Origin of the sequence: Bradyrhizobium sp. U87765 SZCCT0048, assembly GCF_018131225.1 — a bacterium.
In the GTDB taxonomy this organism is placed as follows: Bacteria; Pseudomonadota; Alphaproteobacteria; order Rhizobiales; family Xanthobacteraceae; genus Bradyrhizobium_A.
Genome location: NZ_JAFCMM010000001.1, coordinates 1,938,104 through 1,964,664, shown reverse-complemented (window position 1 = coordinate 1,964,664; position 26,561 = coordinate 1,938,104). Strand labels below are relative to the sequence as shown.

Annotated in this window: 25 protein-coding genes; 14 read left to right on the top strand and 11 right to left on the bottom strand. The window is 65.4% G+C overall.

Annotated features, from left to right (window positions below):
- The first annotated feature begins 8 nt into the window (after positions 1 to 8).
- On the top strand, positions 9 to 1,223 hold the full coding sequence (locus tag JQ639_RS08605) for an acyl-CoA dehydrogenase (protein WP_211965707.1): 1,215 nt from the start codon (positions 9 to 11) through the stop codon (positions 1,221 to 1,223).
- A 307-nt stretch (positions 1,224 to 1,530) separates the two neighbouring features.
- Complete coding sequence (locus JQ639_RS08600) at positions 1,531 to 2,451, top strand: MBL fold metallo-hydrolase (protein WP_211965706.1); 921 nt, start codon at positions 1,531 to 1,533, stop codon at positions 2,449 to 2,451.
- Positions 2,452 to 2,460: 9 nt separating this feature from the next.
- Here JQ639_RS08600 and JQ639_RS08595 read toward each other — a convergent pair whose 3' ends face one another.
- Positions 2,461 to 3,309: a DUF1499 domain-containing protein gene (locus tag JQ639_RS08595; RefSeq protein WP_211965705.1), complete on the bottom strand. Its 849-nt coding sequence runs from the start codon at positions 3,307 to 3,309 to the stop codon at positions 2,461 to 2,463.
- Between the two features lie 384 nt (positions 3,310 to 3,693).
- A complete protein-coding gene (locus JQ639_RS08590; RefSeq protein ID WP_211965704.1) occupies positions 3,694 to 5,322 on the bottom strand; it encodes a fatty-acid--CoA ligase in 1,629 nt (542 codons plus the stop codon).
- Positions 5,323 to 5,404: 82 nt separating this feature from the next.
- On the opposite strand from JQ639_RS08590, the gene JQ639_RS08585 reads away from it, so the two are divergent.
- Positions 5,405 to 6,604, top strand: coding sequence for an extensin family protein (locus tag JQ639_RS08585; RefSeq protein WP_211965703.1), 1,200 nt, complete (start codon positions 5,405 to 5,407; stop codon positions 6,602 to 6,604).
- 136 nt (positions 6,605 to 6,740) lie between these two features.
- Here JQ639_RS08585 and JQ639_RS08580 read toward each other — a convergent pair whose 3' ends face one another.
- Together JQ639_RS08580 and JQ639_RS08575 are read right to left on the bottom strand one after the other, a co-directional pair.
- Positions 6,741 to 7,421, bottom strand: a complete 681-nt coding sequence (locus JQ639_RS08580; protein WP_211965702.1) for a L,D-transpeptidase — start codon at positions 7,419 to 7,421, stop codon at positions 6,741 to 6,743.
- Between the two features lie 235 nt (positions 7,422 to 7,656).
- Positions 7,657 to 8,331, bottom strand: coding sequence for a L,D-transpeptidase (locus tag JQ639_RS08575; RefSeq protein ID WP_211965701.1), 675 nt, complete (start codon positions 8,329 to 8,331; stop codon positions 7,657 to 7,659).
- A 396-nt stretch (positions 8,332 to 8,727) separates the two neighbouring features.
- On the opposite strand from JQ639_RS08575, the gene JQ639_RS08570 reads away from it, so the two are divergent.
- Positions 8,728 to 9,702, top strand: a complete 975-nt coding sequence (locus tag JQ639_RS08570) for a magnesium transporter CorA family protein (RefSeq protein WP_211965700.1) — start codon at positions 8,728 to 8,730, stop codon at positions 9,700 to 9,702.
- A gap of 153 nt (positions 9,703 to 9,855) precedes the next feature.
- Entirely contained in the window at positions 9,856 to 10,500 is a 645-nt protein-coding gene (locus tag JQ639_RS08565) for an HAD family hydrolase (RefSeq protein WP_211965699.1), read from the top strand.
- A 218-nt stretch (positions 10,501 to 10,718) separates the two neighbouring features.
- On the opposite strand, the gene JQ639_RS08560 is transcribed toward JQ639_RS08565, so the two are convergent.
- Positions 10,719 to 11,474: an SDR family NAD(P)-dependent oxidoreductase gene (locus JQ639_RS08560; RefSeq protein ID WP_211965698.1), complete on the bottom strand. Its 756-nt coding sequence runs from the start codon at positions 11,472 to 11,474 to the stop codon at positions 10,719 to 10,721.
- 73 nt (positions 11,475 to 11,547) lie between these two features.
- A complete protein-coding gene (gene pdxH, locus JQ639_RS08555) occupies positions 11,548 to 12,189 on the bottom strand; it encodes a pyridoxamine 5'-phosphate oxidase (protein ID WP_211965697.1) in 642 nt (213 codons plus the stop codon).
- Positions 12,190 to 12,297: 108 nt separating this feature from the next.
- On the opposite strand from pdxH, the gene JQ639_RS08550 reads away from it, so the two are divergent.
- From JQ639_RS08550 to JQ639_RS08540, 3 genes are all read left to right on the top strand, one after another.
- Positions 12,298 to 12,717: an RT0821/Lpp0805 family surface protein gene (locus JQ639_RS08550; RefSeq protein WP_349644622.1), complete on the top strand. Its 420-nt coding sequence runs from the start codon at positions 12,298 to 12,300 to the stop codon at positions 12,715 to 12,717.
- Positions 12,718 to 12,819: 102 nt separating this feature from the next.
- Complete coding sequence (locus JQ639_RS08545; RefSeq protein ID WP_211965695.1) at positions 12,820 to 13,794, top strand: DnaJ C-terminal domain-containing protein; 975 nt, start codon at positions 12,820 to 12,822, stop codon at positions 13,792 to 13,794.
- A gap of 126 nt (positions 13,795 to 13,920) precedes the next feature.
- Positions 13,921 to 14,241 carry a hypothetical protein gene (locus JQ639_RS08540; protein ID WP_211965694.1) on the top strand — a complete coding sequence of 107 codons (321 nt, stop codon included), beginning with the start codon at positions 13,921 to 13,923 and terminating at the stop codon, positions 14,239 to 14,241.
- 136 nt (positions 14,242 to 14,377) lie between these two features.
- Here JQ639_RS08540 and JQ639_RS08535 read toward each other — a convergent pair whose 3' ends face one another.
- Together JQ639_RS08535 and JQ639_RS08530 are read right to left on the bottom strand one after the other, a co-directional pair.
- Positions 14,378 to 15,142 (bottom strand): anti-sigma factor family protein, encoded by a 765-nt coding sequence (locus tag JQ639_RS08535; protein ID WP_211965693.1) that lies wholly within the window; start codon positions 15,140 to 15,142, stop codon positions 14,378 to 14,380.
- 44 nt (positions 15,143 to 15,186) lie between these two features.
- Positions 15,187 to 15,675 (bottom strand): sigma-70 family RNA polymerase sigma factor, encoded by a 489-nt coding sequence (locus JQ639_RS08530; RefSeq protein WP_211965692.1) that lies wholly within the window; start codon positions 15,673 to 15,675, stop codon positions 15,187 to 15,189.
- Between the two features lie 164 nt (positions 15,676 to 15,839).
- Between JQ639_RS08530 and fabI the strand changes: the two genes are divergently transcribed.
- The 4 genes from fabI (at position 15,840) to JQ639_RS08510 (ending at position 19,084) form a co-directional block, all read left to right on the top strand.
- On the top strand, positions 15,840 to 16,658 hold the full coding sequence (gene fabI, locus JQ639_RS08525) for an enoyl-ACP reductase FabI (RefSeq protein WP_211965691.1): 819 nt from the start codon (positions 15,840 to 15,842) through the stop codon (positions 16,656 to 16,658).
- A 22-nt stretch (positions 16,659 to 16,680) separates the two neighbouring features.
- Positions 16,681 to 17,280: a histidine phosphatase family protein gene (locus JQ639_RS08520; protein WP_211965690.1), complete on the top strand. Its 600-nt coding sequence runs from the start codon at positions 16,681 to 16,683 to the stop codon at positions 17,278 to 17,280.
- 124 nt (positions 17,281 to 17,404) lie between these two features.
- Entirely contained in the window at positions 17,405 to 18,493 is a 1,089-nt protein-coding gene (aroC, locus tag JQ639_RS08515; RefSeq protein WP_211966527.1) for a chorismate synthase, read from the top strand.
- A gap of 177 nt (positions 18,494 to 18,670) precedes the next feature.
- Positions 18,671 to 19,084, top strand: a complete 414-nt coding sequence (locus JQ639_RS08510) for a hypothetical protein (protein ID WP_211965689.1) — start codon at positions 18,671 to 18,673, stop codon at positions 19,082 to 19,084.
- Positions 19,085 to 19,161: 77 nt separating this feature from the next.
- Here JQ639_RS08510 and JQ639_RS08505 read toward each other — a convergent pair whose 3' ends face one another.
- Together JQ639_RS08505 and JQ639_RS08500 are read right to left on the bottom strand one after the other, a co-directional pair.
- Complete coding sequence (locus JQ639_RS08505) at positions 19,162 to 20,844, bottom strand: methyl-accepting chemotaxis protein (RefSeq protein ID WP_211965688.1); 1,683 nt, start codon at positions 20,842 to 20,844, stop codon at positions 19,162 to 19,164.
- Between the two features lie 276 nt (positions 20,845 to 21,120).
- Entirely contained in the window at positions 21,121 to 22,803 is a 1,683-nt protein-coding gene (locus tag JQ639_RS08500) for a methyl-accepting chemotaxis protein (RefSeq protein ID WP_211965687.1), read from the bottom strand.
- A gap of 411 nt (positions 22,804 to 23,214) precedes the next feature.
- Between JQ639_RS08500 and JQ639_RS08495 the strand changes: the two genes are divergently transcribed.
- Positions 23,215 to 24,054, top strand: a complete 840-nt coding sequence (locus tag JQ639_RS08495; RefSeq protein WP_211965686.1) for a DUF1194 domain-containing protein — start codon at positions 23,215 to 23,217, stop codon at positions 24,052 to 24,054.
- Between the two features lie 63 nt (positions 24,055 to 24,117).
- Here JQ639_RS08495 and JQ639_RS08490 read toward each other — a convergent pair whose 3' ends face one another.
- On the bottom strand, positions 24,118 to 25,701 hold the full coding sequence (locus JQ639_RS08490) for a 4-hydroxyphenylacetate 3-hydroxylase N-terminal domain-containing protein (protein WP_211965685.1): 1,584 nt from the start codon (positions 25,699 to 25,701) through the stop codon (positions 24,118 to 24,120).
- Positions 25,702 to 25,975: 274 nt separating this feature from the next.
- On the opposite strand from JQ639_RS08490, the gene JQ639_RS08485 reads away from it, so the two are divergent.
- Positions 25,976 to 26,536, top strand: coding sequence for a flavin reductase family protein (locus JQ639_RS08485; RefSeq protein ID WP_211965684.1), 561 nt, complete (start codon positions 25,976 to 25,978; stop codon positions 26,534 to 26,536).
- Positions 26,537 to 26,561 lie beyond the last annotated feature (25 nt).

The window sequence follows — 26,561 nt, the reverse complement described above, 5'->3', positions numbered from 1 at the left end:
GACCACCCATGAGCGTGCGTGCGCAAACCAAGGACAAGCCGGCCGCGGCGTCGTTCCAGTGGGACGACCCTTTCCTGCTCGAGGATCAGCTCACCGAAGACGAGCGCATGATCCGCGACACTGCGCGCCAGTACGCCCAGGAAAAGCTGCTGCCGCGGGTGACGGACGCCTATCTCGAGGAGAAGACCGACCGCGAGATTTTCCGTGAGATGGGCGAACTCGGACTGATCGGCGTCACCTTTCCCGAGGAGTACGGCTGTGCGAACGCCGGCTACGTCGCCTATGGCCTCGTCGCGCGCGAGGTCGAGCGTGTCGACTCCGGCTATCGCTCGATGAACAGCGTGCAGTCGTCGCTGGTGATGTATCCGATCTACGCCTATGGCGACGAGACCCAGCGCAAGAAGTACCTGCCCAAGCTCGCTTCGGGTGAATGGGTCGGCTGTTTCGGCCTGACCGAGCCGGACGCCGGCTCCGATCCCGGCGGCATGAAGACCCGCGCCGAGAAGGTCGCCGACGGCTACCGCCTGACCGGCACCAAGATGTGGATCTCCAACGCCCCGATCGCCGACGTGTTCGTGGTGTGGGCGAAGTCCGCCGCGCACGACAACCAGATCCGCGGCTTCGTGCTGGAAAAGGGCATGAAGGGTCTCTCGGCGCCGAAGATCAAGGGCAAGCTCTCCCTGCGCGCCTCGATCACCGGCGAGATCGTGATGGACGGTGTGGTGGTGCCGGAAGAAAACCTGCTGCCCAACGTCTCCGGCCTCAAGGGCCCGTTCGGCTGTCTCAACCGCGCCCGCTACGGCATTTCGTGGGGCGCCATGGGCGCCGCCGAGGACTGCTTCCATCGCGCCCGCCAGTATGTGCTCGACCGCAAGCAGTTCGGCCGGCCGCTCGCCGCCACCCAGCTGGTGCAGAAGAAGCTCGCCGACATGATGACCGACATCTCGCTGGGCCTGCAGGGCTCGCTGCAGGTCGGCCGCCTGATGGATGCCGGAAAGATGGCGCCGGAGATGATCTCCATCGTCAAGCGCAACAACTGCGGCAAGGCCCTCGACATCGCCCGCGTCGCGCGCGACATGCATGGCGGCAACGGCATCTCCAGCGAATTCCAGGTGATGCGTCACGCCCAGAACCTCGAGACCGTGAATACCTACGAGGGCACTCACGACGTTCACGCCCTGATCCTCGGCCGCGCCATCACCGGCATCCAGGCGTTCTCGTAAGCGACGCTCGCTGGCCCTCATCCTGAGGAGCCCGCGTCAGCGGGCGTCTCGAAGGATGAGGCCCGAGCGTTACGGCCTCATGGTTCGAGACGGCGCTCGCGGGCCTCCTGACCATGAGGAGCGGGCGCGATGTGCGCCCGTATACTCATCCTGCTCAAATGCGAGCCGAGCCTGCGGGCGGCGCGGTTGTATCGGCAAAGTGCGCCATCATATTCTGCGTCATGGCCGGGCTTGTCCCGGCCATCCACGTCTTTTCCTCGCGGCGGAGGAAAAGACCTTGATCGTGCCGGAGCTGCGAGAGGCCCCCATGGCTGACGACAACGACGACATTCCCTTCAACCGCGACTTCCCGCTGAAGCATGGCGTGGTGGAAGAGGTCGTGCCCGGCGTGCGGCGAATCGTCTGCAACAATCCCTCGCCCTTCACCTTCACCGGCACGGTCAGCTACATCGTCGGCCGCGGCAAGGTCGCGATCATCGATCCCGGTCCCGACAACGAGGTCCATGCCAACGCACTGCTCGAGGCCGTGCGCGGCGAGACCGTCAGCCACATCCTCGTCACCCACACCCACAAGGACCATTCGCCGAACACGCCGCGGATCAAGGCGGCGACCGGTGCGACGGTCTATGCCGAAGGGCCGCACCGCGCATCGCGCCCGCGCTATGAGAGCGAGAAGGCGACCACCGAGTCCGGTGCCGACCGCGACTTCGTGCCGGACGAGGTGGTGCGCGACGGCGACGTCATCACCGGCGATGGCTTTGCGCTCGAGGCGGTGTTCACGCCCGGCCATACCGCCAACCATGTCGCTTTCGCCTGGCCGGAGCGCAAGCTGACCTTCGTCGGCGACCATGTGATGGGCTGGTCGACCTCGATCGTCGCGCCGCCGGACGGCTCGATGGTCGACTACATGGCGTCGCTCGAGAAGCTCGCCGGGCGTGACGAGACGCTGTACTTCTCCGGCCACGGTCCGGAGATCCCGGAAGCGCAACGCTTCGTGCGCTTCCTGATCCGTCACCGCAAGGCACGCGAGGCATCGATCCTGCATCGTCTAGCCAAGGGCGAAGCCGATATTCCGACGCTGGTGCGTGCGATTTATATCGGCATCGATCCGCGCCTCACGGGGGCTGCGGGTTATTCGGTGCTGGCCCACCTTGAGGACCTCGTCCACCGCGGCGTGGTCGCGACCGAGGGCGATCCCACCATCGTGGGCAGCTACCGCCTGGTTTAGGACTCGCGCCTACCGCTTCGCCGGTGCCTTGGGGGCGACCGGCTTCGGCGTCGGGGCCTTCTTGGCAGGCTTGGCATTGTCGGCGGCGTCGTTGATATCGTCGATCAGCTTGCTGACGCGAGCGGCGTTGGAGCCGAGATCGTGCGCGAAGTAGCGTGACGCCGAGCGAATATCGACGCGCGAGCCGTCGCCATCGGGCTGCACGCGGATCGAGATGTCCTCGCGAAAGCCCATGATCGGCGTGCGTGCCACTGCCTCGATGCGCCCAATCATGCGCGGAGGCTGCGGCGCGCGCTCGTCGATCACCAGCCACTTGCGGCGGTTGACGAGCTTGAGCGTCACGTCGTAGGCGCTCTGCGGCGCGACGTCCAGTGTCACCGGCTCGATGTCGGGATAGGCCTGCTGCTGCTGTTCGGCGGAATAGAGGCCGGCGTAGGCGGCGGGGTTGGCGCCGTCGCCGGTGCGCAGCCGCGCCAGTGCGTCGAAGCGCGGGGGATCGATCGGATCGGTGGTAATGTCGTGGATCGCCGGCAGCTTGCGGTACTGCAGGCCGAGATAGGCCGGATACGCCAGGATCACGATATCGAGCACGAGGGCGACGAGAATGCGTCCCATGCCGCGCGAGCCGTTCTGCCAGATCGCAGCGAAGGCGGCGAACGCCACCAGGATCGACAGCGCGGCGAGACCGAGCGCGCCAAAGAAGGTCATCAGCGCGGGCTTGAATTCGAGAAAGCCGAAGCGGATGACGATGATCGATACCGCCGTGGCAATCAGCGAGAACACCGCCAGCAAGCGCGCCCAGGTGGCGAGCGCCGAAACCGGCTCCAGTTGGTAAGGCGCGGAGAACCTGCGAGCCATCTCGTCGTCCCTGTTGGGTCCGCCTGGGCCGCGCCCCGTGGTGCGGATCGGCCGCCGGCCGCATCTCGAACCCAAAAGGCCGGGCCCGTGCCGGCCTCATCCGGCGGGACCGCCATGGGCGGGCATCGTGGGATGGAAACGAAGGCTGGCGACGAACAGGTCGGTTGAGACCACGCCCGGGCGGTAAATTCAAGCGGCGATTGATCCGGACCGGGGCGGGGCGCAGCCCTCCACGGCGAGGCCCGGCGGGACGGGTGACCCCTGCAGCGTCATGTCCGGATCGCTGCTCGACGGCCGCAATGACGGCCAGGCGGGGCCTGAAACGCCTCGTGCCCGGCGCGGGCCGGGCACGATCTCATCGGTGATGGCTGGCGTCCGCCGGACTTACGCCGCCGCGGTCGGCAGCGTGTAGTCCTTGAACTGGTCGCGCAGCGCGGTCTTCAGGATCTTGCCGGTCGCGGTGTGGGGAATCGCCGAAACGAAGGTGACGTCGTCGGGCATCCACCACTTGGCGATCTTGCCGTCCATGTAGCCAAGGATTTCTTCGCGCGTCGCGGTCTGGCCGTCCTTGAGTTGTACGATCAGCAGCGGGCGTTCATCCCATTTCGGATGGGCGATGCCGATCACCGCGGCTTCGGCCACCTTGGGATGGCCGACGGCGAGGTTTTCGAGATCGATCGACGAGATCCATTCGCCGCCGGACTTGATCACGTCCTTGGAGCGGTCGGTGATGCGCATGTAGGCGGCTTCGTCGATGGTCGCGACGTCGCCAGTGTCGAAGTAACCCTCCTTGTCGAGGATGTTGCTATCGACGCGGAAGTAGGCCTTCGCCACTGCCGGGCCGCTGACCTTGAGGCGCCCGAAGGTCTTTCCGTCCCACGGCAGCTCCTTGCCTTCGTCGTCGGTGATCTTCATCTCGACGCCGAACGGCGGGTACCCCTGCGTCTGCTGCACGTCGAGTTTCTTGTCGCCCTCGAGCTTGTCGAACGGCGGCTTGAGCGCAGCGAGCGTTCCGATCGGGCTCATCTCGGTCATGCCCCAGGCATGGCGCGACTCGATGCCCATGTCGGCGAATGCCTTGATCATCGAGCGTGGCATCGCCGAGCCGCCGCACACCACGAGCTTGAGGCTCGGCAGCGACAGCTTGTTGTTGGCCATATGATTGAGCAGCATCAGCCACACCGTCGGCACGCCGGCCGTAATCGTCACCTTCTCGGTGTCCATCAGCTCGTAGACCGAGGCGCCGTCGAGCTTGGCGCCGGGCATGACCAGCTTGGTTCCCATCGATGGAGCAGAAAACGCAATGCCCCAGCTGTTGGCATGGAACAGAGGCACCACCGGCAGCATTGTGTCGCTGGCGCTCGCGCCGAGCGAGTCCTTGTTGTTCGCCATCAGCGCATGGAGAACGTTCGAGCGATGGGAATACAGCACGCCCTTGGGATCGCCCGTCGTGCCGGATGTGTAGCACATCGCCGCCGCGGTGTTTTCGTCGAACTCCTTCCAGGCGAAATTGCCGTCGACCTCGGCAATCCAGTCCTCGTATGCGACGGCGTTCTTCAGCGTCGTCTGCGGCATGTGCGCCTTGTCGGTCAGCACGACGTAGCGCTCAACGCTCGGCAGGCTGCCTGCGATCTTCTCCAGGATCGGGACGAACGTGAGGTCGGTGATGACGATGCGATCTTCGGCGTGGTTGACGATCCACGCGATCTGATCCGGAAACAGCCGCGGGTTCACGGTGTGGCAGACGGCACCGATGCCCATGATGCCGTACCAGCACTCCAGATGCCGCCAGGTGTTCCATGCGATGGTCGCGACGCGATCGCCGAGCTTGATGCCGTCACGGTCGAGGCGCTGTGCGACCTTGAGCGCGCGGCTGCGGATCTCGGCGTAGGTGGTGCGGTGGATCGGCCCTTCCACCGACCGGCTCACGACCTCCTGGCTGCCATGGATTCGGGCGGCGTGGTCGATAATCCGATGGCACAGCAACGGCCAGTCCTGCATCAAGCCAAGCATCCGGTGTTTCCTCCTCACAAATCATTGTTGCTGCCCCCGGCCGCTTATTCCGCTTGGTCGGAAAATGCTCTAGGGGATTGTCATGAAGTCTAGCGCGGACCGCGACGGTCGCAAATGGTCAACTGGCGGAAAGCCCTGCGGCCAAAGGACAATACGCCCTTTTGGGGTCGCGTTCTGCCTGTTGCTGGGGGCCATGCCGGCGCTGGCGCGGGGCGACGTTCCGCTGCCACGGCCGCGCCCGGCTGCGGCCCCGGCCCGGCCTGTCGCGCCAGCCGGGCACACGCCGGACCAGGCCGAAACGCGCCAGCACACCACACCGGCAGCCGAAGGCGAGCAGGCGGCGGAGGGCGAAGGGACGGCGCCTGCCGACACGGCGGCTGAGCCGCCGGGAATGGCGCAAGCGGGCAAGGCTGGGGTCGCTGCCGCGCGACCCGTACCGGCGCCGCCGCCGCAATCACCCTGTCGTCTTGCGTTGACTGACGATATTGCGATTGCGCCGAGCATCGCGCCGATCCGTGGTCCGGGGGCGTGCGGGGGTGAGGATCTGGTGAGGCTCGAGGCAGTCGTCATCGGCGGCAGTCGCCGCGTGGCGCTCAAGCCGGCGGCGATCCTGCGCTGCCCGATGGCACGTGCTGTCGCCGACTGGGTGCGTACCGACATTGCGCCGCTTGCCGAGCGCCTCGGCTCGACGGTGAGCGAGGTCGAAAATTTTGACTCGTTCGAATGCCGCGGCCGCAATCGCATCGTCGGCGCCAAGCTGTCCGAGCACGGCCGTGCGAACGCACTGGACGTGCGCGGTGTGCGCCTGGCGAGTGGCCGCTTCATCTCGCTGACCGACCGTGCCGAGGCACGGCCGGTGCGCGAGGAGGTGCTGCACTCGGTCTGTGCGCGCTTCACCACCGTGCTCGGTCCCGGTTCGGACTGGTATCACGAGGATCACATCCATCTCGATCTCGCTGAGCGCCGCGGCGGCTACCGGATGTGCCAGTGGAATGTCTACGATCCGTTGCCGACGGTGGCGCCGCTGTTGCCGGCAGAGCGGCCGCCGGAGGCGCCGCCGCGCGAGGTCGCCGAACGTGCCGAGCCCGGCAAGGGCAGCGGCCGTGACGGCCATCCGGCGGGCGAGGCTGCTCAGCCCCAGGATGGCGCGGCGCCGGCCGTGGAGGCTGACGGGCAGGGCAGCGAGGCGGAGCCGCAGGCCGCAGAGCCGCCAGCCGTGGCGCCCGCCAGGAAGCCGGCGCGCAAGCCGGCTCGCAAGCGCGCGCCACCGCGCGCGTCCTGATCGACATCGCTAGCCGCGGATTGCAAGCCGTGAGCGAGGCTACCGGGTGGCGTAGCCGGCTCTTGCGTTCGCGAGGGCAACAAAAAAGCGCCGGTCGCCCGGCGCTTCTTCAATTCAGAGGTCCTCGTGGCGGGCGTCAGTTCGCTGAACTGGCCGGGCCCTGCAGCGCGAGCTTGGGGTTGGTCGGCGAGTCGCCATGCTTGGGTTCGAGCACCACGACGACGCTGTTCATCTTCACGCGGCTGTAGAGGTCGATGACGTCCTCGTTGGTCATGCGGATGCAGCCCGAGGAGATCGACTCGCCGATGTATTCCGGCTGGTTGGTGCCGTGGATGCGGAACAGGGTGTCCTTGTTGCCCTGATAGAGGTAAAGCGCGCGCGCGCCGAGCGGGTTGTCGATGCCGCCGGCGACCTGCTGCGGCAGGCCTTCGATGCGCTTGTGGATGTCCGCGGTCGGCGTCCACTTCGGCCATTCCTGCATGTTGCCGACGCGGGCAACGCCGGAGAAGGCGAGCGCTTCCTCGCCGACAGTCACGCCGTAGCGGATCGCCTTGCCGCCATCGAGCACGTAGTAGAGGTAGTGATTGTCGGAATCGACCAGGATCGAGCCCGGTGCTTCCTTGCGGTGATAGTCGACGATGGCGCGACGATACGGCTCCGGAACGCTGACCTTGGCATAGCGTGCCTTCGACAACTGGTCCTTGTCACGCGACGTGAGACTGGCTTCCGGAGCCTTCTCATAGACGGTGGCCTGCATGCAGCCCGCGAGCATCAGGCTCGCGCAGATCAGGCCCAGCTTCACTCCGAAAGACGCCATCGGTTCATTCCCAAGCAAATCGACTTTTCGCAAAGTCATTATAGATGTCTGTGTCTGCGCGTGCCCTACTTTTGGGTGCGACCGCTGCGCGCAGTCGGCGCCGCACCAAAATCGATATGTCGGGCGCCGCGGATGCGCCGCCCGTGCTGATCGCATGCAGCCCTGTCGCGTGGATTGCGCTCAAGCCGCAAAACGCGGGCGAAACCGCCCGCGTGTTCCCGCCGAACCGGTCGGCTCAGTAGGTTCCGCCGCCGCCTTGCAGCGCCATCTTCGGATTGTAGGGCGAGTCGCCCTGCTTCGGCTGGAGCACCACCACCACCGTGCCGAGCTTGACGCGGTTGTAGAGGTCGATCACGTCCTCGTTGGTCATGCGGATGCAGCCCGACGAGATCGAGGCGCCAATGTATTCCGGCTGGTTGGTGCCGTGGATGCGGAACAGCGTATCCTTGCCGCCCGAGTACAGGTACATCGCCCGTGAGCCCATCGGATTGTCAGGGCCGGGTGCGACAAAGGTCGGCACGCCGAGACGTTCGATCTCGCCCTTGGTCGGGTGCCATGCCGGCCATTCGGTCATGCTGCCGACCTTGGCGACGCCGGACCACGCCATGGCTTCCTCACCCACGGTGATACCGTAGCGGATCGCCTTGCCGCCATCGAGGACGTAGTAGAGATAGTGGTTGTCAGAGTCGACCAGGATCGAGCCCGGCGCTTCCTTGCGGTGGTATTCCACAATGGCGCGGCGGAATGGCTCCGGCACCTGGACTTTCTGGTAGCTGACCTTGGCGAGATACTCCTTGTCCCGCGGCTTGAAAGTCGCCTCGGAGGTTTTCTCGTAGGTGGTGGCCTGCATGCAGCCTGCCAGCATCAGGCTGGCGGCCACAACTCCCAGTTTGGATCCGAGCGACGGCATCGCAGTTCCCGTTGAATTCCCAGCGCAATTTTGCGGGATGGGCAGCCCCCAGCCGCCGATTCCGGATGACGATGATTATCGCATGTACCTGCGGCAATTCCACTCATTCCCACGCCCTTGCGCCATCCGGCGAACCACCTGTGGCATTTTTGTCGCGGGCTTTTCGGGCGCTGCCGTACGATTGGGCAAGTCCGCTGCGCGGCCGGACCAGTGTCACGTCGGCGTCGCAAAACAATGCTGTTCAACCGCGGACCCCGGGGAGTGGCGGCATGCGGTGGGGCCGCGCCGCTGTTGCACGAATCGCGTCGATTTGCGCTTTGACGGACGAAGAGCCGGCTGCGGCGGCGTAACCGTCCGGCAGGCAACCGGATCGGGGCGATCAGAGAAGGATTTTCGATGCTGACAGCTTTCGTCCCGGCCGCTGGCTCGCTCAAGAAGCTCGACGACCTCAGCCTGGACGCGCTGCCCCAGGAGGCGGTCTGGATCGACCTGAAGACTCCGTCGCCGGGCGAGGACAAGGCGGTGGAGAAGCTCGTCGGGATCGAGATCCCCACCCGCGAAGACATGCAGGAGATCGAGATCTCCAGCCGTCTCTATATCGAGAATGGTGCGCGCTACATGACCGCGACCCTGATGTGCGCGGCGGATTCGGGGGCGCCGCGCACCACACCGGTGTCGTTCATCCTGACCGATCACCGGCTCGTTACCGTACGCTATGACGAACCCAAGCCGTTTCCGCTGGTGGCAGCCAAGCTCGCCCGGGGCTGTCCCCAGCACATCACCGGCGACACCGTGCTGATTGACCTGCTGGACGCAGTGATCGATCGCAATGCCGATATCCTCGAGCGCGCCGGCGCCGATGTCGACAGCGTCAGCACCCAGATCTTCGAGCCATCCGCCGAACGCGGTCATGCCCGCACCTATTCGCAGATCCTGCTGTTCATCGGCAAGAAGGGCGACCTCGTCTCCAAGGTGCGGGAGAGTCTGGTGTCGATCGGACGCGTGCTGTCCTTCGTCGCTGTCGAAACCGACAACGGCCGCTGGAGCAAGGAACAGAAGGCGATGTTCAAGACCATGCAGCGCGACGTGCAGTCGCTGACCGATCACGCCTCCTACCTCTCCAACAAGATCCAGTTCGTGCTCGATGCCATGCTCGGCGTCGTCAATCTCGAACAGAACAACATCATCAAGCTGTTCTCGGTGATGGCGGTGGTGCTGATGCCGCCGACGCTGATCGCCTCGATCTACGGCATGAACTTCAAGCTGATGCCGGAGCTCGAGTGGACGCACGGCTATCCCATGGCGCTGGTCGCCATGGTGCTCGCCGCGGTGTTGCCTTATGTGTTCTTCAAGTGGAAGAAGTGGCTGTAGGGCGCTTGCCGCGGCCGGCCCGTCGCTTCCGGAAGGCCTGGTATTTCGTCCGTCCGCTGGACGGCGCGGCGTTTCTCGCCTATCGCCCGGTGGTTCGGGGCCGGCGGGGTTGCGCGTGCGCGCCGTTGGCCGGGCGTTTCTTCCGGATGAGCCATGGATACCATTTTCTTCGATCTCGACGGCACGCTGACAGATCCCAAGCCGGGGATCACGCGCTCGATCCAGTACGCGCTGCGCAAGCTCGATCGTCCCGTGCCGTCGGAGGACGATCTGACATGGTGCATCGGGCCGCCGTTGCGCGCGAGCTTCGTCACGCTGCTCGGTGGTGAGGAATTCGCCGACCGCGGCGTCGAGCTCTACCGCGAGCGTTTCGCGGATACGGGCCTTTATGAGAACGCCGTCTATCCTGGCATCGAGGCGACGCTCTCCGCGCTGCAGGCGACGGGGCTGACGCTGTTCGTCGCCACCAGCAAGCCGCGGGTGTTTGCCGAGCGCATCATCGATCACTTCGCCCTGCGCGGCTATTTCACGCGTGTGTTCGGCTCCGAGCTCGACGGCACCCGCGTCGACAAGGGCCATCTGCTGGCCTATGCGCTGGCGGAAACCGGGGTCGATCCTGCTCGCGCGGTGATGATCGGCGACCGCAGCCATGATGTCGTCGGCGCGGCGAAGAACGGCCTGCGCGCCATCGGCGTCACCTATGGTTACGGCAGCGCGTCGGAATTGACAGGCGCCGGTGCCGCGAGTCTGTGCGCGTCACCGGAAGACGTGCTCGACCGCGTGATGGGCTGGCGCTGAGAGGCAATCGTCGGTCGGCGAGATCCTGGGATCTCACGTCTCGAGATGGAAGCGTTCGCTTCTTTCGCATTTCGCGTCCTCCTCATGGTGAGGAGGCGCGTTAGCGCCGTCTCGAACCATGAGGCCGAGGCGTTGCGTCAGCGGCCTCATCGATCGAGACGCAGGCTTCGCCTGCTCCTCAGGATGAGGAGTGGTGATGCCTTTAACGCGCGACAAGTTTAGACGTGCTGGCCGCCGTTGATGTGGATCTCGGCGCCGTTCACGTAGGACGACGTTTCCGTGCACAGCACGTAGATGATCTTGGCGACCTCGTCGGGCGTGCCGAGGCGGTGCATCGGGATCTGGCTTTCGACGATCTTTTCGGTGCCTGGGGACAGGATCGAGGTGTCGATCTCGCCCGGCGCGATGGCGTTGACGCGGACGCCGACACGGCCGAAATCGGATGCCATCTCGCGTGTCAGCGATGCGAGCGCTGCCTTTGAGGTGGCGTACGCCGCGCCCGCGAACGGATGCACCCGTGAACCTGCGATCGAGGTGACGTTCACCACTGAACCCTTGGCGGCTTTCAGTTCGTTGACGAGGCCGCGCGCCAGCATGATCGGCGCCATGAAGTTGACGCGAAACACCTTCGCCCAGGTCTCCATGTCGGTGTCGAGTGTGCCGAGCCGCGCGCCGCCTGGTGCCTTCGGCGAGATCGCGGCGTTGTTGACCAGCGCATGCAATTCGCCGGTCTCGAGGCGGGAGCGGATCTCCTTGATCGCCGCGAGCGTGCTGTCCGGATCGGACAGGTCGACCTGGATATGATCTTCAGGGCCGGCGTCCCACGGGCATTCTTCGGGGAAGGCATGGCGCGAGCAGGTGATGACCCGCCAGCCGGCGCTGGAAAACCGGATCACGGTGGCATGGCCGATGCCGCGGCTCGCGCCGGTCAGGAGCAGCGTGCGGCGTGGCGTGTTGGAAGCGGAACTGGGCATCGGGGTCTCGTTCAGGCACGGTCAGCGGGCGAAGCGTCGGCAGGCCGTCCGGACGGGGCCGGACGACAGTCGGTCAGGGATAGAGCCGGATCTTGCTCCAGGCTTCGCTCGCGGAAGTGCGGCGGAACTCGATCCGGTCGTGCAGGCGGAACGGGCGGTCGTGCCAGAACTCGATGGCCAGTGGCGTGATGCGGTAGCCGCTCCAGCCCGGCGGCCGCGGGACCGATCCGATGAGATGCCTTGCACCTTCTCGCGCGATCGCCTGCTCGAAAGCAAAGCGGCTTTCGAGCGGCTGGGACTGCTTGCTGGCCCAGGCGCCGATCTGGGCCTGGCGCGGGCGGGTGGCGAAGTAGGCGTCGGCCTCGGCGTCGGTGACCGGGCTGACGAGGCCGCGCACGCGGACCTGGCGGCGCAGCGACTTCCAGTGAAACACCAGTGCGGCCTTGGGAGTGGCGGCGAGCTCCTGGCCCTTCTGGCTGGCAATATGGGTGTAGAACACGAAGCCGTCGGCATCGAAGCCCTTCAGCAGCACCATGCGCACGTCCGGCAGGCCGTCCTTGTCGACGGTCGCCAGTGCCATCGCGTTGGGATCGTTGGGTTCGGTCCCGCTCGCCTCCTTAAGCCATTCCGAAAACAGCGCAAATGGCTCCTGTGCAGCCGTAAAATCACCAGCTGTTAACTGATCCTGGTGTTCGATGGGAGGCGCGTCGGTCATGGTATGGAGTATCCGGGGTTGCGCTTGCCAGCGTTTGGGAACGCATGTCGGCCCCTATATAGGGGATGCAACGGCGATCGCCTAACGGCGACGCGGCGCGGAATTGCGTTGATCGTCGCATTGCTGGTCGGGGCCGGTGCCGGTGGCTGCTCGTTCCGCATGAGCCAGACGCCGGAGGTCAAGGCCGACGGGGTTGACATCTCCGATGTCACCGGCTCGATCGCTCCGGCTGTCGAGGTCGACGAAGGGCCGAGCGACAGCGATCTCGCCTTCGCCCGCAATGCCGCCTCCGACGTGCTGACGCGCGGCGGCAAGGATTCGAGCCAGCCGTGGGAGAATCCGAAGACCGGTGCCCGCGGCTCGGTGACCCCGCTCGCGAGTTCCTACACCAGCGAAGGGCGCACCTGCCGGGATTTCCTGGCAAGCTACGTCAAGGGCAAGTCGGAGGCCTGGCTGCAGGGCGAGGCATGCCGCGCGGGCCAGGGGCGGTGGGAGATCCGGGCGATGCAACAGTGGAAACGGGGCTGAGGCGCCTTCCCACCCCGTTGCAAAAATGCCACGGACGTCCCACATGAGAGGAAACCGGGCTGTTCGGCCCGATCCAGGTATTTCCCGAAGGAGATGAGACGGATGCGCGACCCCTACGAGGTCTTGGGGGTGCAGCGAAGCGCCAGCGCTGCCGAGATCAAGAGCGCGTTTCGCAAACTCGCCAAGAAGCATCACCCCGATGCCAACAAGGACGACCCCAAGGCCGCCACCCGCTTTGCCGAGGTGAATACGGCCAACGAGATCCTGGGCGACGAGGACAAGCGCAAACAGTTCGACCGCGGCGAGATTGACGCCGAGGGCAAGCCACGTTTCCAGGGCTTTCCGGGGGGTGGGCGGGCCGGAGCCGGCCGTGCGGGCGGTTTCGAGTACAGCTTCCGCGGCGGGGACGCCGGCGGAGCCGGAGGTTCGTTCGAGGACATTCTCTCCAGCATGTTCGGCGGCGCGGCCGGTGCGGGCATGCGTGGCGCAGGCCGCGGCGGCGCCGGTGCGCGCACCTTCGAGTTCGACGGTAGCCCGTTCGGCGGCGGCCCGGATCTCGACCTGAGCGTCACCATGACGATTTCGCTCGAAGAGAGCGTCAATGGCGGCGAGAAGCGCGTGCGCCTGCCGACAGGCAAGGAACTCAACGTTCGCATTCCCAAGGGCGTGACGTCGGGTCAGCAGATTCGGCTCAAGGGGCAAGGCGAGAGCGCGCCGGGGCACCCGCCCGGCGACGTGCTGATCACGCTGTCGATCGCGCCGCATCCGGCGTTCAAGGTCGATGGTGAGGATCTGCGCGTCGATTTGCCGGTGACGCTTTATGAAGCGGTGCTCGGTGGCAAGGTGCGCGTCCCGACGCTCGACGGTGCCGTGGAATTGTCGGTGCCGAAGAACACTTCGAGCGGCCGCACCTTCCGCCTAAAGGGCAAGGGCCTGCCGAAGGGGCGCAGCGGCAACGGCGATCTGTTCGTCACATTGCGCATCGTGCTGCCGGACGGCGCCGATGCCGAGCTTGAGGCGCTGATGGAGAAGTGGCGCGCGCATCATCCCTACAATCCGCGCAGCGGCATGGCCTGAGTTCGGCGCGTTCCCGGCAATTTCGTGAAAATACGTGAGGCATTCGCGACATCTTCGTGTGCGCTGCGTTGAAGTAGCGCGCGCGAAACGCTGGTAATTCGTGCACGAACCGTTATATCGGAAGGCATGACCGACAATCCTTCCTCTCCCGATTCACCGTCCCGCGCCGACAAGCAGCAGGCTGCGTCCGCGGAAGCTGCAAAGGCACTTGCTGAATACGAACAGCGCAGCGTTGCCGTGCGCCAGAACATGGAGCGCCTGCGCGCGCTTCGCCTCGCCAAGGAAGCCGAAGAGGCCGCGCGTGCGCCGGCCACGCCCGTCCGCAAGCGTGCCGCATCGTCCGCGCGCGGTGGCGCGAAGGGCAAGGCCGAGAGCAGCAGCAAGTCAAAGTCAGTGCCGCTGACCCAGTGGCTGGCATCCCAGCGCGATAGCGGTCGTTCGAGCTGATACGCGTCCGCGTCGCGGCGCAGCGTACGCCGCTCTGCATTTTCGCCAATCATCAGTAGTCGAGGCGTCGAATCCCGGGCGCTGGATCTCGCTGCCTTGCGTGCGGTCGGTCACCGCACGCGGGCGTCGTGGCGCGTCAGCGTGTCTCGAGTTCCGCGTAGGCCGCCGCCGCCACCGTCTTCAATCTGTCGTTGTTCGCCGGACCGCTGATCACCCAGCCGAAATCGTCCTGTGTCCACTGCACCGAGGCGGTGTTGCCGCTCTCGCGATAGATCAGCGCGGTGGTCGGTGCCTTCAGCGGCGTGCAGTACAGCGTCACACGTTCGCCCGTGGGGCTCTCGTACATGAACAGCGCAGCCGGCGCGGTGATGCCCGGCAGCAGCCGGCCGCCGAGCAGCTTGAGGTTGAATTTGGTCAGATCGGGCGCGCGCAGTGTCGTGCCGACGCGGCGCGACAGCCAGGGCAACAGGTGATCCTCGCTGCCGCTCACCTCGATGGGGTGGCGCACCTCGCCCGTGTAGAGACGATGTGCAGTGATCGCTTCGTTACGCAGCGCGTCAATCGGCTTCATCTCGTTCGCCCAGGCATTGCGCGCCATCCAGCCGGCACCGCTGCCGACGACAAAGGCGAGCAGCACTGCGGCGATCGCCCCCCAGACCAGGCGCCGCGGTCGTGCCGCCAGTCGCTCGAGGTCAAGTCGCGGTGGAACGGGTTCGTCCGCCACGCTGCCATAGCGCTGCTGCAGGGCTTCGCCGAGCGCGCGCCAGGTGTCGACCCGGTCGGCGTCGTCAGGATGCGCCGCCAGCCACGCCTGCACCGCCTGGCTGCGCTCGGCGGGCAGCTCGTTGTCGACAAAAGCGTGCAGTTCGTCTTCAGTGACGGGAATGTCGCGGTCGGTCATCGTCGTCGTCTCTGTCCAGAACGTCGCGGCACGTTGAGCCGCTGTTACTTGATGCGGCGCAGCGCCGGGCGCTTGCCATCGAGATAGGATTTGACATGGGCACGGGCGCGCGCGAGGCGGGACATCACGGTGCCGATCGGCACACCCTGGATATCGGCGACCTCGCGATAGCTCAGGCCCTCCAGCACCACCAGCAGCAGCACGGCGCGCTGGTCTTCGACCAGTGTCGCCAGCGCATTCGCGATATCGCGGCCCTCGGCTTCCGTCCCGCTGGCATCGATCGCCGTGTCCATGAGGGGCGTCATCGGTGGTTTGCGCGCCAGCGAGCGGCGGCGGTTGCGATTGAGGTTGGTCAGAATGGTGTACAGCCAGCTGCGCAGGTCGCCGCCGATGAACAGCCGCTCGGAGCGCAGCGCCCGGACCAGCGTGTCCTGCACGAGATCATCGGCGATCTCGCTGTCGCGGGTCAGCGCGCGTGCATACCGGCGTAGCGCCGGAATGAGAGTCTCGATGCTCTGACGAAAGGCGCTCATGGTTGCGTGCTGGCCAGTGTCACGGTCAAATCCTACCCGACAGAACACCTGAAAGTTGCGTCTATTCCGCCGCTTAGGCGCAATCGGCGGTTGAAGGCCCCTGCCGCCTGTGTCATGGAGGGGCGCGGTCCGGAAGGGCCGCGAGGTTGAGGATTGGTGACATTATGACGATCACGTCGGGCCTGATGAAGGGCAAGCGCGGCATTATTCTGGGCGTGGCCAACAACCGCTCCATTGCGTTTGGTATTGCCAGGGCCTGCCATGCCGCCGGTGCGGAACTCGCGCTCACCTGGCAGGGCGACGCACTGAAGAAGCGCGTGGAACCGCTAGCCGCCGAACTGGGCGCGATCCTGCTTGGCCATTGCGATGTTACCGATCCGGCGACCATCGATGCGGTGTTTGATGCCGCGAAGGCGCAGTGGGGCAAGATCGATTTCGTGGTCCACGCCATCGCCTTCTCCGACAAGGATCAGCTCGACGGCCGGTACATCGAAACCACCGCCGACAACTTTTCCAGGACGATGCTGATCAGCTGCTACTCGCTCACCGCGGTGGCGCAGCGCGCCGAGAAGCTGATGAACGACGGCGGCTCGATCATCACGCTGACCTACTATGGCGCCGAGAAGTGGATGCCGCACTACAACGTCATGGGCGTTGCCAAGGCGGCGCTTGAGGCGTCGGTGCGCTATCTCGCCGCCGATCTCGGCGAGAAGAACATTCGCGTCAACGCCATCTCTGCCGGCCCGATCAAGACGCTGGCCGCGGCCGGCATCGGCGACTTCCGCTATATCCTGAAGTGGAACGAGTACAACGCGCCGATGCGGCGCACCGTGACCATCGAGGATGTCGGCGATAGTGCGCTGTATCTGTTGTCCGACATGTCGCGCGGCGTCACTGGCGAGGTGCACCATGTCGACGCCGGCTATCATGTCGTCGGCATGAAGCGGCCCGACGCGCCGGACATTTCGCTCGGCAAGGATTGAGCGGGAAGGTTTGACGTCGGAAATGCCCGCACCTGTTCTTTATTATATTCGCCACGGCCAGACCGACTGGAATGCAGCCGGCCGCTTTCAGGGCAGCCAGGATATTCCGCTCAACGATCTCGGACGCAGCCAGGCCGTACAGTCCGGCCGTATCCTCGGGCGTTTGCTCAGCAACGATGCGCGGGTGGCGGCGGAGCTGCCCTATGTGGCAAGCCCGCTCGGCCGGGCACGGCAAACCATGGAGTTGCTGCGCGGCGCCCTCGAACTGCCGCCGGAGCCCTACGCCATCGACGCGCGGCTGCGGGAGATTGCCTACGGCCGCTGGGAAGGCGCGACGCTTCCGGAGATGCAGGCCTCCGATCCGGATATCTTCGCCAGCCGCCAGATCGACAAATGGGGCGTGCCGCCGCCCGGCGGCGAGAGCTATGCCGCGGTGACCGAGCGGATGCGCGAGTGGTACGTTTCACTGACCGCCGATACCGTGGTGGTGGCGCATGGCGGCACCGCGCGCGCCCTGATGGTGGTGCTCGGGGTCGAGACGACGCAGAGCGCTCCGGAAATCCCGATCGGGCAGGGCGTGGTCTACGTGTTTGCCGACGGCGCCTGCACCAGGCACGGCTGAGGTTCGGCTCGCCCAGGGGCGATCGGGGCGATTTGACCCCCGAGGCCCTGCGCGCTACGAGACGGGACCGGCCCCGCCCATGGCGCGGACCGCCCCGATCCCGCAACCCGGACCGCCGCTTACGATGTCGTTCAACACCTTCGGCCAGCTATTTCGCGTCACCACCTTCGGCGAGAGCCATGGGCCGGCGATCGGCTGCGTGGTGGACGGCTGTCCGCCGCAGATCCCGCTGACCGTCGACGAGATCCAGCGCGACCTCGACCGCCGCCGTCCGGGACAATCGCGTTTCACCACCCAGCGCCAGGAAGCGGACGCGGTGAAAATCCTGTCGGGGGTGCTGGTGCGCGACGACAGCGGCGAGCAGGTCACGACGGGAACGCCGATCGCGCTGCTGATCGAAAACACCGATCAGCGCTCCAAAGACTATTCCGAGATCAAGGACAAGTTTCGTCCAGGGCATGCCGACTTCACCTACGAGGCGAAGTACGGCCTGCGCGACTATCGCGGCGGTGGCCGATCCTCGGCGCGGGAGACCGCGACCCGCGTCGCCGCCGGCGCCATCGCGCGGAAGGTCATCGCCGGCATGACCGTGCGCGGCGCGCTGGTGCAGATGGGGCCGCACAAGATCAATCGCGACAACTGGGACTGGGACCAGGTGGCCCAGAACCCGTTCTTTTGCCCTGACAAGGACAGCGCGGCGTTCTACGCCGACTATCTCGATGGCATCCGCAAGAGCGGCTCGTCGATCGGCGCCGTGATCGAGGTGGTCGCCGAGGGCGTGCCGGCGGGTCTCGGCGCGCCGATCTATGGCAAGCTCGACAGCGACATCGCTGCCGCGTTGATGAGCATCAATGCGGTCAAGGGTGTCGAGATCGGCGCCGGCTTCGACGCCGCGCTGCTCACCGGGGAGGAAAACGCCGACGAAATGCGCATGGGCAACAATGGCCCGGAGTTCACCGCGAACCACGCCGGCGGCATTCTCGGTGGTATTTCGACCGGCCAGGCGATCGTCGCGCGTTTCGCCGTCAAGCCGACGTCGTCGATCCTGACCCCGCGGCGGACGATCGACCGTGCGGGTGCCGAGACCGAAATCCTCACCAAGGGACGGCACGACCCCTGCGTCGGCATCCGCGCCGTCCCGGTGGGCGAGGCGATGATGGCCTGCGTGCTCGCCGACCACCTGCTGCGCCACCGCGGCCAGGTCGGGCGCTGACTGTTCGGTTGGCCCGATCGCGCCAGCGGGCGGCTGCGCTGACGTTCTCTCCTCGTCTTCCGTTCACGGCCGTGCCTGGTGGCGCGAACGACCGTCCGTGATCTCCACCCGCGCGAAATAATGCCGGCACAGCGGTGTTCACATCGTGCGGGGCGTTGGATCACGGAGGGTGATGTCATGATCAGAAAGATCACGATCGTTCTCGCGATGACTGCCGCAATCAGTCTTGCTGTCGTTCCCGCGGCCGCGCTGGCGCGCGGCATGGGCGGCGGCGGCTTCCACGGCGGAGGCGGCTTTCATGGTGGCGGGTTCGCGGGCTTCCACGGCGGGGGCTTCCACGGCGGCAGCTTCGCCATGATGGGCGGTGGGGTCGGCCATCCGATGGCCTGGCATGGTTTTGCCGGCCCCAGATCGACCGGCATGCATGGCTTCCACCATCATCACTTCCGGCGCTTCGCGCCGTTCGCGGTCGGCTTCGTCGGGCCGTACGGCTATTGGGACGATCTGTATGATGACGACAGCTGCTATCAGGCGCGGCGGGTGCCGACGCCGTTCGGCTGGCGCTGGCGTGAGGTCTATGTCTGCAACTGAACGTTGCCGTCCATAAAAAAAAAATCGGCGGCTCGATGAGCCGCCGATCTGTTCGTCCGGTGTGCGAGATGGCGCCGTCAGGCCGCGCGTACGTCGGTGAGGAAGCGTTCGACTTCCATCTTGAGACGTCCACTGTCGCTCGCCAGCATTTGCGCCGACGACAGCACCTGGCTCGATGCCGATCCGGTTTCGCCCGCGCCGCGGCTGACGTCGTTGATGTTGCCGGCGAGGCTGTTGCTGCGCTGCGCCGCGTGCTGGATGTTGCGCGAGATCTCCTGGGTTGCCGCGCCCTGTTCCTCGACGGCGGCGGCGATGGTGGAGGAGATTTCCGAGATCAGGTTGATGGTCGAGCTGATCTCGCGGATGCTCGCCACCGAGATCTCGGTGGCCGACTGGATGCCGCTGATCTGCTGGCTGATCTCCTCGGTGGCCTTGGAGGTCTGGGCAGCGAGCGCCTTGACCTCGGAGGCGACCACCGCGAAGCCGCGGCCGGCGTCACCGGCGCGGGCTGCCTCGATGGTGGCGTTGAGCGCCAGCAGGTTGGTCTGTTCGGCGACAGCGCTGATCAGCTTGATCACGTCGCCGATGCGGGCCGCAGCCTGCGTCAGTTCGGCGATGCTGCCATCGGTCTTCTGGGCCTGCCGGACGGCTTCGCCGGCGACGCGGCTCGCTTCCTGCACCTGGCGGCTGATTTCCTGCACCGACGAGGTGATTTCCTCGGTGGCGCTGGCGACCGACTGCACGTTGCTGGAAACGTCCTGCGAGGTCACGGCGGCCTCGTTCGAGATGCGTCCGGTGGCTTCCGCGGTGTTGGTCAGCGTGTCCGCGGCTGCTTCCAGTTCCGTCGATGACGACGACAGTGATCCGACCAGTTCGCCGATGACGGTCTCGAACTGGCGGGTGATGCCGTCGACGCGCTGGCCGCGTGCGATCTTGGCCTCGGCCTCGACGGCCGCGGCAGCATCGGCGTCGCGCTTGGCGATCAGCGCATTCTTGAAAATCTGCAGCGTGTCGGCCATCTGGCCGATCTCGGTCTTCTCGCCCTGATGCGGGACTTCGGCCGAGAGGTCGCCGCTCGACAGTCCGCGCATCGGCGAGATGATCGATGCGATGCCGCGCGACACGTCGCGGATCAGGTACACGCCAACGGCGATGCCGATGAGGATGGCCATCACCAGCGTGCCGATCAGCATCTTGAAGGCCAGCGAGAACGAATTGGCCGCGTCGACAGCGGCGGCGTCGGCGCCGCGGTTGTTGAGGTCGATGTCCTTCTGCAGCACCTCGTCGGCCTTCAGGCCGAGCGGGTTGACCTTGCTGGCGTTGAGGTCGCGCGTGGTGGCGAAGTCTTCCTTGCGCGAGATCGCGAACAGACTGGCGACCTCGGCGGTGTAGGCGCTCCAGGTCTTGCCGAACTCCTCGTACAGCGCCCGCTCCTCCGGCGAGGTGACCAGCGGCTCATAGGCCTTGCGGCTCTTTTCGATGCTCTCGGCCACCGTGGTCAGCAGCTTTTCCTGCGCCGCCTTGCCGGCTTCGTCGGTCGCCATGATGTGCGAGCGCACGACGATGCGGTAGGTGATGGTGTTGGCCCGCAGTTCACCAAGGACGCGGACGCTTGGCAGCCAGTTGGTCTGGATGTCGACGGTGCTGGCGTTGATGGCGTTCATCTGCCGGATCGCGAAGGCGCCCATGCCGCTCATGACGAGCAGCAGGATCGCGATGACCGCTGTGATCTTGGTGCGAATAGAGAGCTTGGAGAGCATCGAGAGCGTCCTTGGAGACAAGCCGGCGATACCCGGCCGGATGCATCCATCCGGCGGTAGCGCAGGCATGCTGGGGGTGGGCGGGGGCAGTACCAGTCGGAGCCAGAGGCCGTCGGCCAAGGTCGTCCGCGCTTTGGATTGTTAATCAATTAGCTAAAATCTTGGTAAACGGCACCTGCATACCGAGACCGAAAACAGCCGCGGATTCCCAGCTGATGGGAATTCACGGCTGTTTTGGAGCGCTGACGCTGTTGCGAGGCTGTCCAGGAGAAAAAATTATGCCGCGCGAACCGATTGGAGAAAGCGGTCGACCTCGCTCTTGAGGCGCGTGCTCTCCACCGACAGCGACTGGGCGGCGGTGAGAACCTGGCTTGAGGCGGAGCCCGTCTCGTTGGTGCCCTTGTTGACCTCGCTGACATCACCGGCGACCTGGGTGCTGAGCCGGGCCGAGTTCTGCACGTTCCGCGCGATTTCTTGCGTGGCTGCACCCTGTTCTTCGACAGCGGAGGCGACCGCGGCGGAAATCTCGGAGATCAGTGTGATCGTTTCGCCGATCTTCTTGATGTTGCCGACCGAGCGCTCCGTCGCCTCGCGCATGCCACCGATCTGGGTCGTGATTTCGTCGGTCGCCTTGGCGGTCTGGGACGCCAGCGCCTTCACCTCCGAGGCGACGACAGCGAAGCCGCGCCCGGCCTCGCCGGCACGCGCGGCCTCGATGGTGGCGTTGAGCGCGAGGAGGTTGGTCTGCTCGGCCACCGCGGTGATCAGCTTGATCACGTCGCCGATACGGCCTGCTGCCGCCGACAGCTCCATGATGCTGGCGTCGGTCTCTCCGGCCTGGCGCACTGCTTCGCCGGCGACGCGGCTTGCCTCCTGCACCTGCCGGCTGATCTCGCGCACCGAGGACGAGATCTCCTCGGTCGCGCCGGCGACCGACTGAACGTTCTCGGAGACCTCATAGGACGCCGACGCCGCCGAGCCCGAGAGCCGCTGAGTGAGATCGGATGTCTGTGCCAATGTGCTGGCGGAAGCTTCCAGTTCTGTGGAGGCCGATGCCAGAGCCTGCACCGTGTCGCCGATCATCGCCTCGAAGTCGCGGGTGATCCGGTCGATCTTCTGTGCGCGCGCAACCTTGTCCGCGGCGTCTGCCGCGGCGGCGGCATCGGCTGTCTGCTTGGCGATCAGCGCGTCCTTGAACACCTGAAGCTTGTCGGCGATCTGGCCGATCTCGGTAGGCTCGCCCTGGTGCGGGATCTCGGTGGAGAGATTGCCGTCGGCGAGTGCCTCCATCGGGGAGATCACCGAGCCGATGCCACGCGCGATATCGCGGACGAGATAAATCGCCGCCCACAGGCTCAGCGAGATCGCGAGCGCGAGCGTGCCGAGGAGGACGCGGATCGACATCGTGAAATCGCTGTCGGCGTTGTTGCCGGCGACTTCGGCGCCCTTGTCATTGAGGGCCACGAGTTTTGCCAGTATCGCGTCCATTGCGCGGCCAGGCGGGGTTGCCTTGTCGGTGTTGACGACCACGGCCTGGGCGATATCGCCCTTCTTCGCGAGTTCGGCGACCTCGGTGGCGGCGGCGCGATATTGCTGCCAGAGCTTTGCAAGTTCGTCGTAGAGCGCGCGCTCTTCGGGGGAGTTGATCAGTTTCTGATACTTCGCCGCAGCGCGATCGTACTCCTCGATGCGGCCGTCGAGCAACTTGTCGATACCGCCCTTGGCCTTGGCGTCGGTGATCAGCATGTGATCGCGCAAAATGGCGCGATAGCGCGCCGACTGCACCCGCAGTTCGCCCAGCCAGCGCACGCTTGGCAGCCAGTTGGTCTGAATATCCTGGGTGGCGCTGTTGATCGCCCGCATCTGGAAGAAAGCGAACACGCCCATGAACGTCATCGCGATGAAGAGGAACGAGACGACAGCGATGATCTTGGATCGGATCGAGAGCTTGGCGAACATTCTGGTAGCGTCCTTGAAACGTCTGGCACTTCTCTGCGGCCACGGGGGTGGTGCAGCGCTTGGGGGCAGTCGGGGACCGGCAAAACGGCGCGGTCTTCAGTTCCAGTCGAGCCGGGGTCTCGCGGCGCCGGTGCGTGGACCGGCCGGGACGCAGCCCACGGGGCAGGCTTGCGCGGCAGGGACCGGCGGGTGGTCGCCGGAGCCCGAGACGTCAGGATCGCGCATAAATCTTGAGCAGTTCGGATGAATTGTTTGTAAATATTTCTATAATTGAAGGTACCAAGGTATAGGCACGATTGAAATTTTATCCGTGTACTCGTTTTTGGATACGGTTTTTCCTGCACGTGATTGTTGTTTGGACGGAGCGCGGACGGCATGCGACGATCCCGTGTCAACGACGGGAGGGCCGCCATGCGCTGGATCTCGATCGGAGCCGCCCTGATCGCCAGCGCGATCACGGGTGCTGATGTCGCCGGGGTGGCCGCGCCGGCGTCGCCGTCCGTGTCTGTAGCGGACAAAGGCGACTTGCCGGCGGTCGACGTCGAGCTGATCCTTGCGGTCGACGTGTCCTATTCGATGGACATGGACGAACTCGCACTGCAGCGCGAAGGCTACGCTCTCGCCATCACCTCCAGGGAGTTCCTGCAGGCTCTCAAGACCGGGCCGAACGGCAAGGTGGTGGTGACCTATTTCGAATGGGCCGCCGCCAACGATCAGAAGGTCGTCATTCCCTGGCGTGTGATCGATGGTCCGGAATCGGCGGATGCAGTCGCCGCCGAAATCCTGAAAGCGCCACTGCGCCGCGCATCGCGGACCTCGATCTCGGGGGCGATCAATTTCGCCGTGCCGCTGTTCGACCAGAGCGGTTATCGCGGCCTGCGCCGCGTGATCGATATCTCCGGCGACGGGCCGAACAACAATGGCAGCCCGGTGACGGTGGCGCGTGATGCGGCGCTCGAGAAGGGCATCGTCATCAATGGCCTGCCCATTATGCTCAAGGAGCCGTCGTACTCGACGATGGATATCGAGAACCTCGACTTCTACTACGAGGATTGCGTGATCGGCGGCGCCGGTTCGTTCGTGGTGCCGATCAAGACGCGCGAGAAGTTCAAGGAAGCGATCCGCACCAAGCTGACGCTGGAAGTCGCGGGGCGCGAGCCCGAGGTGCGCGTCGTTCCTGTCGCTGCCGACAAGCCACGCATCACCTGCATGATCGGCGAGCAGCTCTGGCAGGATCGCTGGGGGCGATAGGTCTGCGTGATGTGAAGGGAGCCGGCGATGCCGTGCCGGCTCCGTTGCATCCGAATGTCGGGCTCAGCCCTGGACCATGCCGCGGCTGATGAGATTGATATCATCGGGGTTGATGAGATCGTTCGCCGTCCATCCCGACAGGTCGTAGTCGCCCATGCAACTGCGCACGAAGTCCTGCATCGCGCCGAGGTCGCCGGTCGCAGTCGCCGCCATCAGCGTCTCGACGCGCAGGTTTTCGTAGTTGCCGGCATAATTGCGCTCGTAGAGCTCGTGACGGCCGCCGAACTCGGTGCCGATGGCATCCCACAGCAGCTTGAGCAGCTTGACTCGGTCGATCGCGGCATAGCCGTTGGAGCCGCGGACGAAGCGATCGAGATAGGGGCGCACCGTATCGCTCTCGAAGTCGGCGGAGCTCGACGGCAGATAGATCAGTCCGCTGGCGACATGGCGCTCGATCAGCTCCTTGATCCGCCCATAGGCCATCGGCGCGAACACCCGATAGGCAAGGCCATAGTTGAGGTTGGGTAGGTTGAAGCCATCGGTGCCCTGCCAGGGAATGGGCGACTTGACCATGGCGTCGGCCATGCCGTGGAACAGGTTGCGCCAGGCGATCACTTCGCCGACAGCCGTCTGCACGCCGCGGAAATCCTTTGCGCCGGTCGCTTCCACCGCCATCGCGAACAGGCCGGCGATGAAGTCGAGCTTGACGGCAAAGCGCGTGACGCCATGCAGCGTGAAGCGTGGAATGAAGCCCGAGGCCGGGAAGAAGGCGTTGATCTTGTCGACGTCGCCGTAGATGAACACGTTCTCCCACGGCACAAGCACCTTGTCGAAGACGAGGATGGAGTCGTTTTCGTCGAAGCGGCTCGACAGCGGATAGTCGAACGGCGAGCCGGTGGCCGCTGCCATGTACTCATAGGACGAACGGGCGATCAGCTTGACGCCGCGCGAATCCATCGGTGCCGTGAAAATCAGTGCGAACGACTTGTCCTTGATCGGAATGCCATAGTGGGCGATGAAATTGTAGTGGGTGAGGGCGGAGCCGGTCGCCACCACCTTAGCGCCCGAGACGATCAGTCCGGCGTCGGTCTCTTTCTCGACATGCATGAATACATCGCGGACTTCTTCGATCGGCCGGTCGCGATCGACCGGCGGATTGACGATGGCGTGGTTCCAGAAATCGAGCCGCTCCTGGGTGCGGGCGTACCAGGCCTTGGCGTTGCCAGCGTATTCGCCATAGAAGCTGGAGTTGGCGCCGAGCGTGCCGAGGAACGATGCCTTATAGTCCGGCGATCGCCCCATCCAGCCGAATGCGACTTTCTGCAATTCGGCGATGGCGTCGCGGCTCCGGATCAGATCGTCGGCGGTGCGCGAGCCGAGGAAGAACGGATGGGTCAGCAAGCCTGACCCGGTGTCGGTCGGCACGCCGATGCGATCCCTTGTCTCGTGAAAGCGGTCGTACCAGCGCGCGACCATGCGCGCCGAATTGCGGAACGCGGGGTGCTGCGTCACGTTCTTGACGCGCTCGCCATAGACATAGATCTCGCGACCGTCCTGGATGCTTTCGAGAAACTCCGCCCCGGTATAGGCGCCGGTCGATCGCGGCTGCTGCGCGTCGATCGTCTTTGCTGCGGCTGCAACGCTCATGAATCATTCCTCCCTGATGACTGCGGCGGGGCAGCAACGTTGCCGTTCTGCCTGCGCGCCGCCGGTCGTGCGCTCTTCGGCGCCGCCGTTCGCAACGATTAGCGGTGGGAGCTGTCGGGCTGAAAGGTATGATGCAATACCGTGGCGATCATCGCTTTCTCGCGTTTGCCGGCGTATGCCTCCACCGGTCACCGCGCTGGACCGGTCGCGCGGATGCTGCAGATGCGAATATGTCTGCGGACAACGAAGAAGACCGGCACGGGATGGAAACCAGATGGCGTGTGAAACGCAGCAGGCGCGGGCGGCTGGTCCCGAAGCCATCGACCCGCGCAGGTTCCGCGACGCGTGTGCGCGCTTCGGCACCGGGGTGACCGTGGTCACCACGCACTGCGATGGCAACGATCACGGCATGACCGCGAACGCCTTCATGTCGATCTCGCTGTCGCCGCCCCTGATCGCAATTTCGATCGCCGCAACCGCCCGCATCCTGCCGAAGATCCGCAAGACCGGCTGCTTCGCCGTCAGCGTGCTGAGCGAAGGCATGGAGGACATCGCCTGGCATTTTGCCGGAAAGCCGCGCGCGCAGGCGCAGGATTGCCTGCGCTGCGATATCCGCCCGGCCGCGGTCGCCGGCTCCGCGGCGAGCTTTGTCGCCGACGTGACCAGCGAGATCATCGCCGGCGACCATGTCGTGTTCATCGGCGAGGTGCGGCAACTGGCGAGCGACCCCGGCGGTCGTCCGCTCCTGTTCTTCGGCGGCCGGTTTGGCGCGCTCGCCGAGACGCCTGCCATGCAGCTTTCGATCGACTACCAGGACCACGGCATGTTCTGGTGACGTTCATCTCGACCATCAAGGGCCT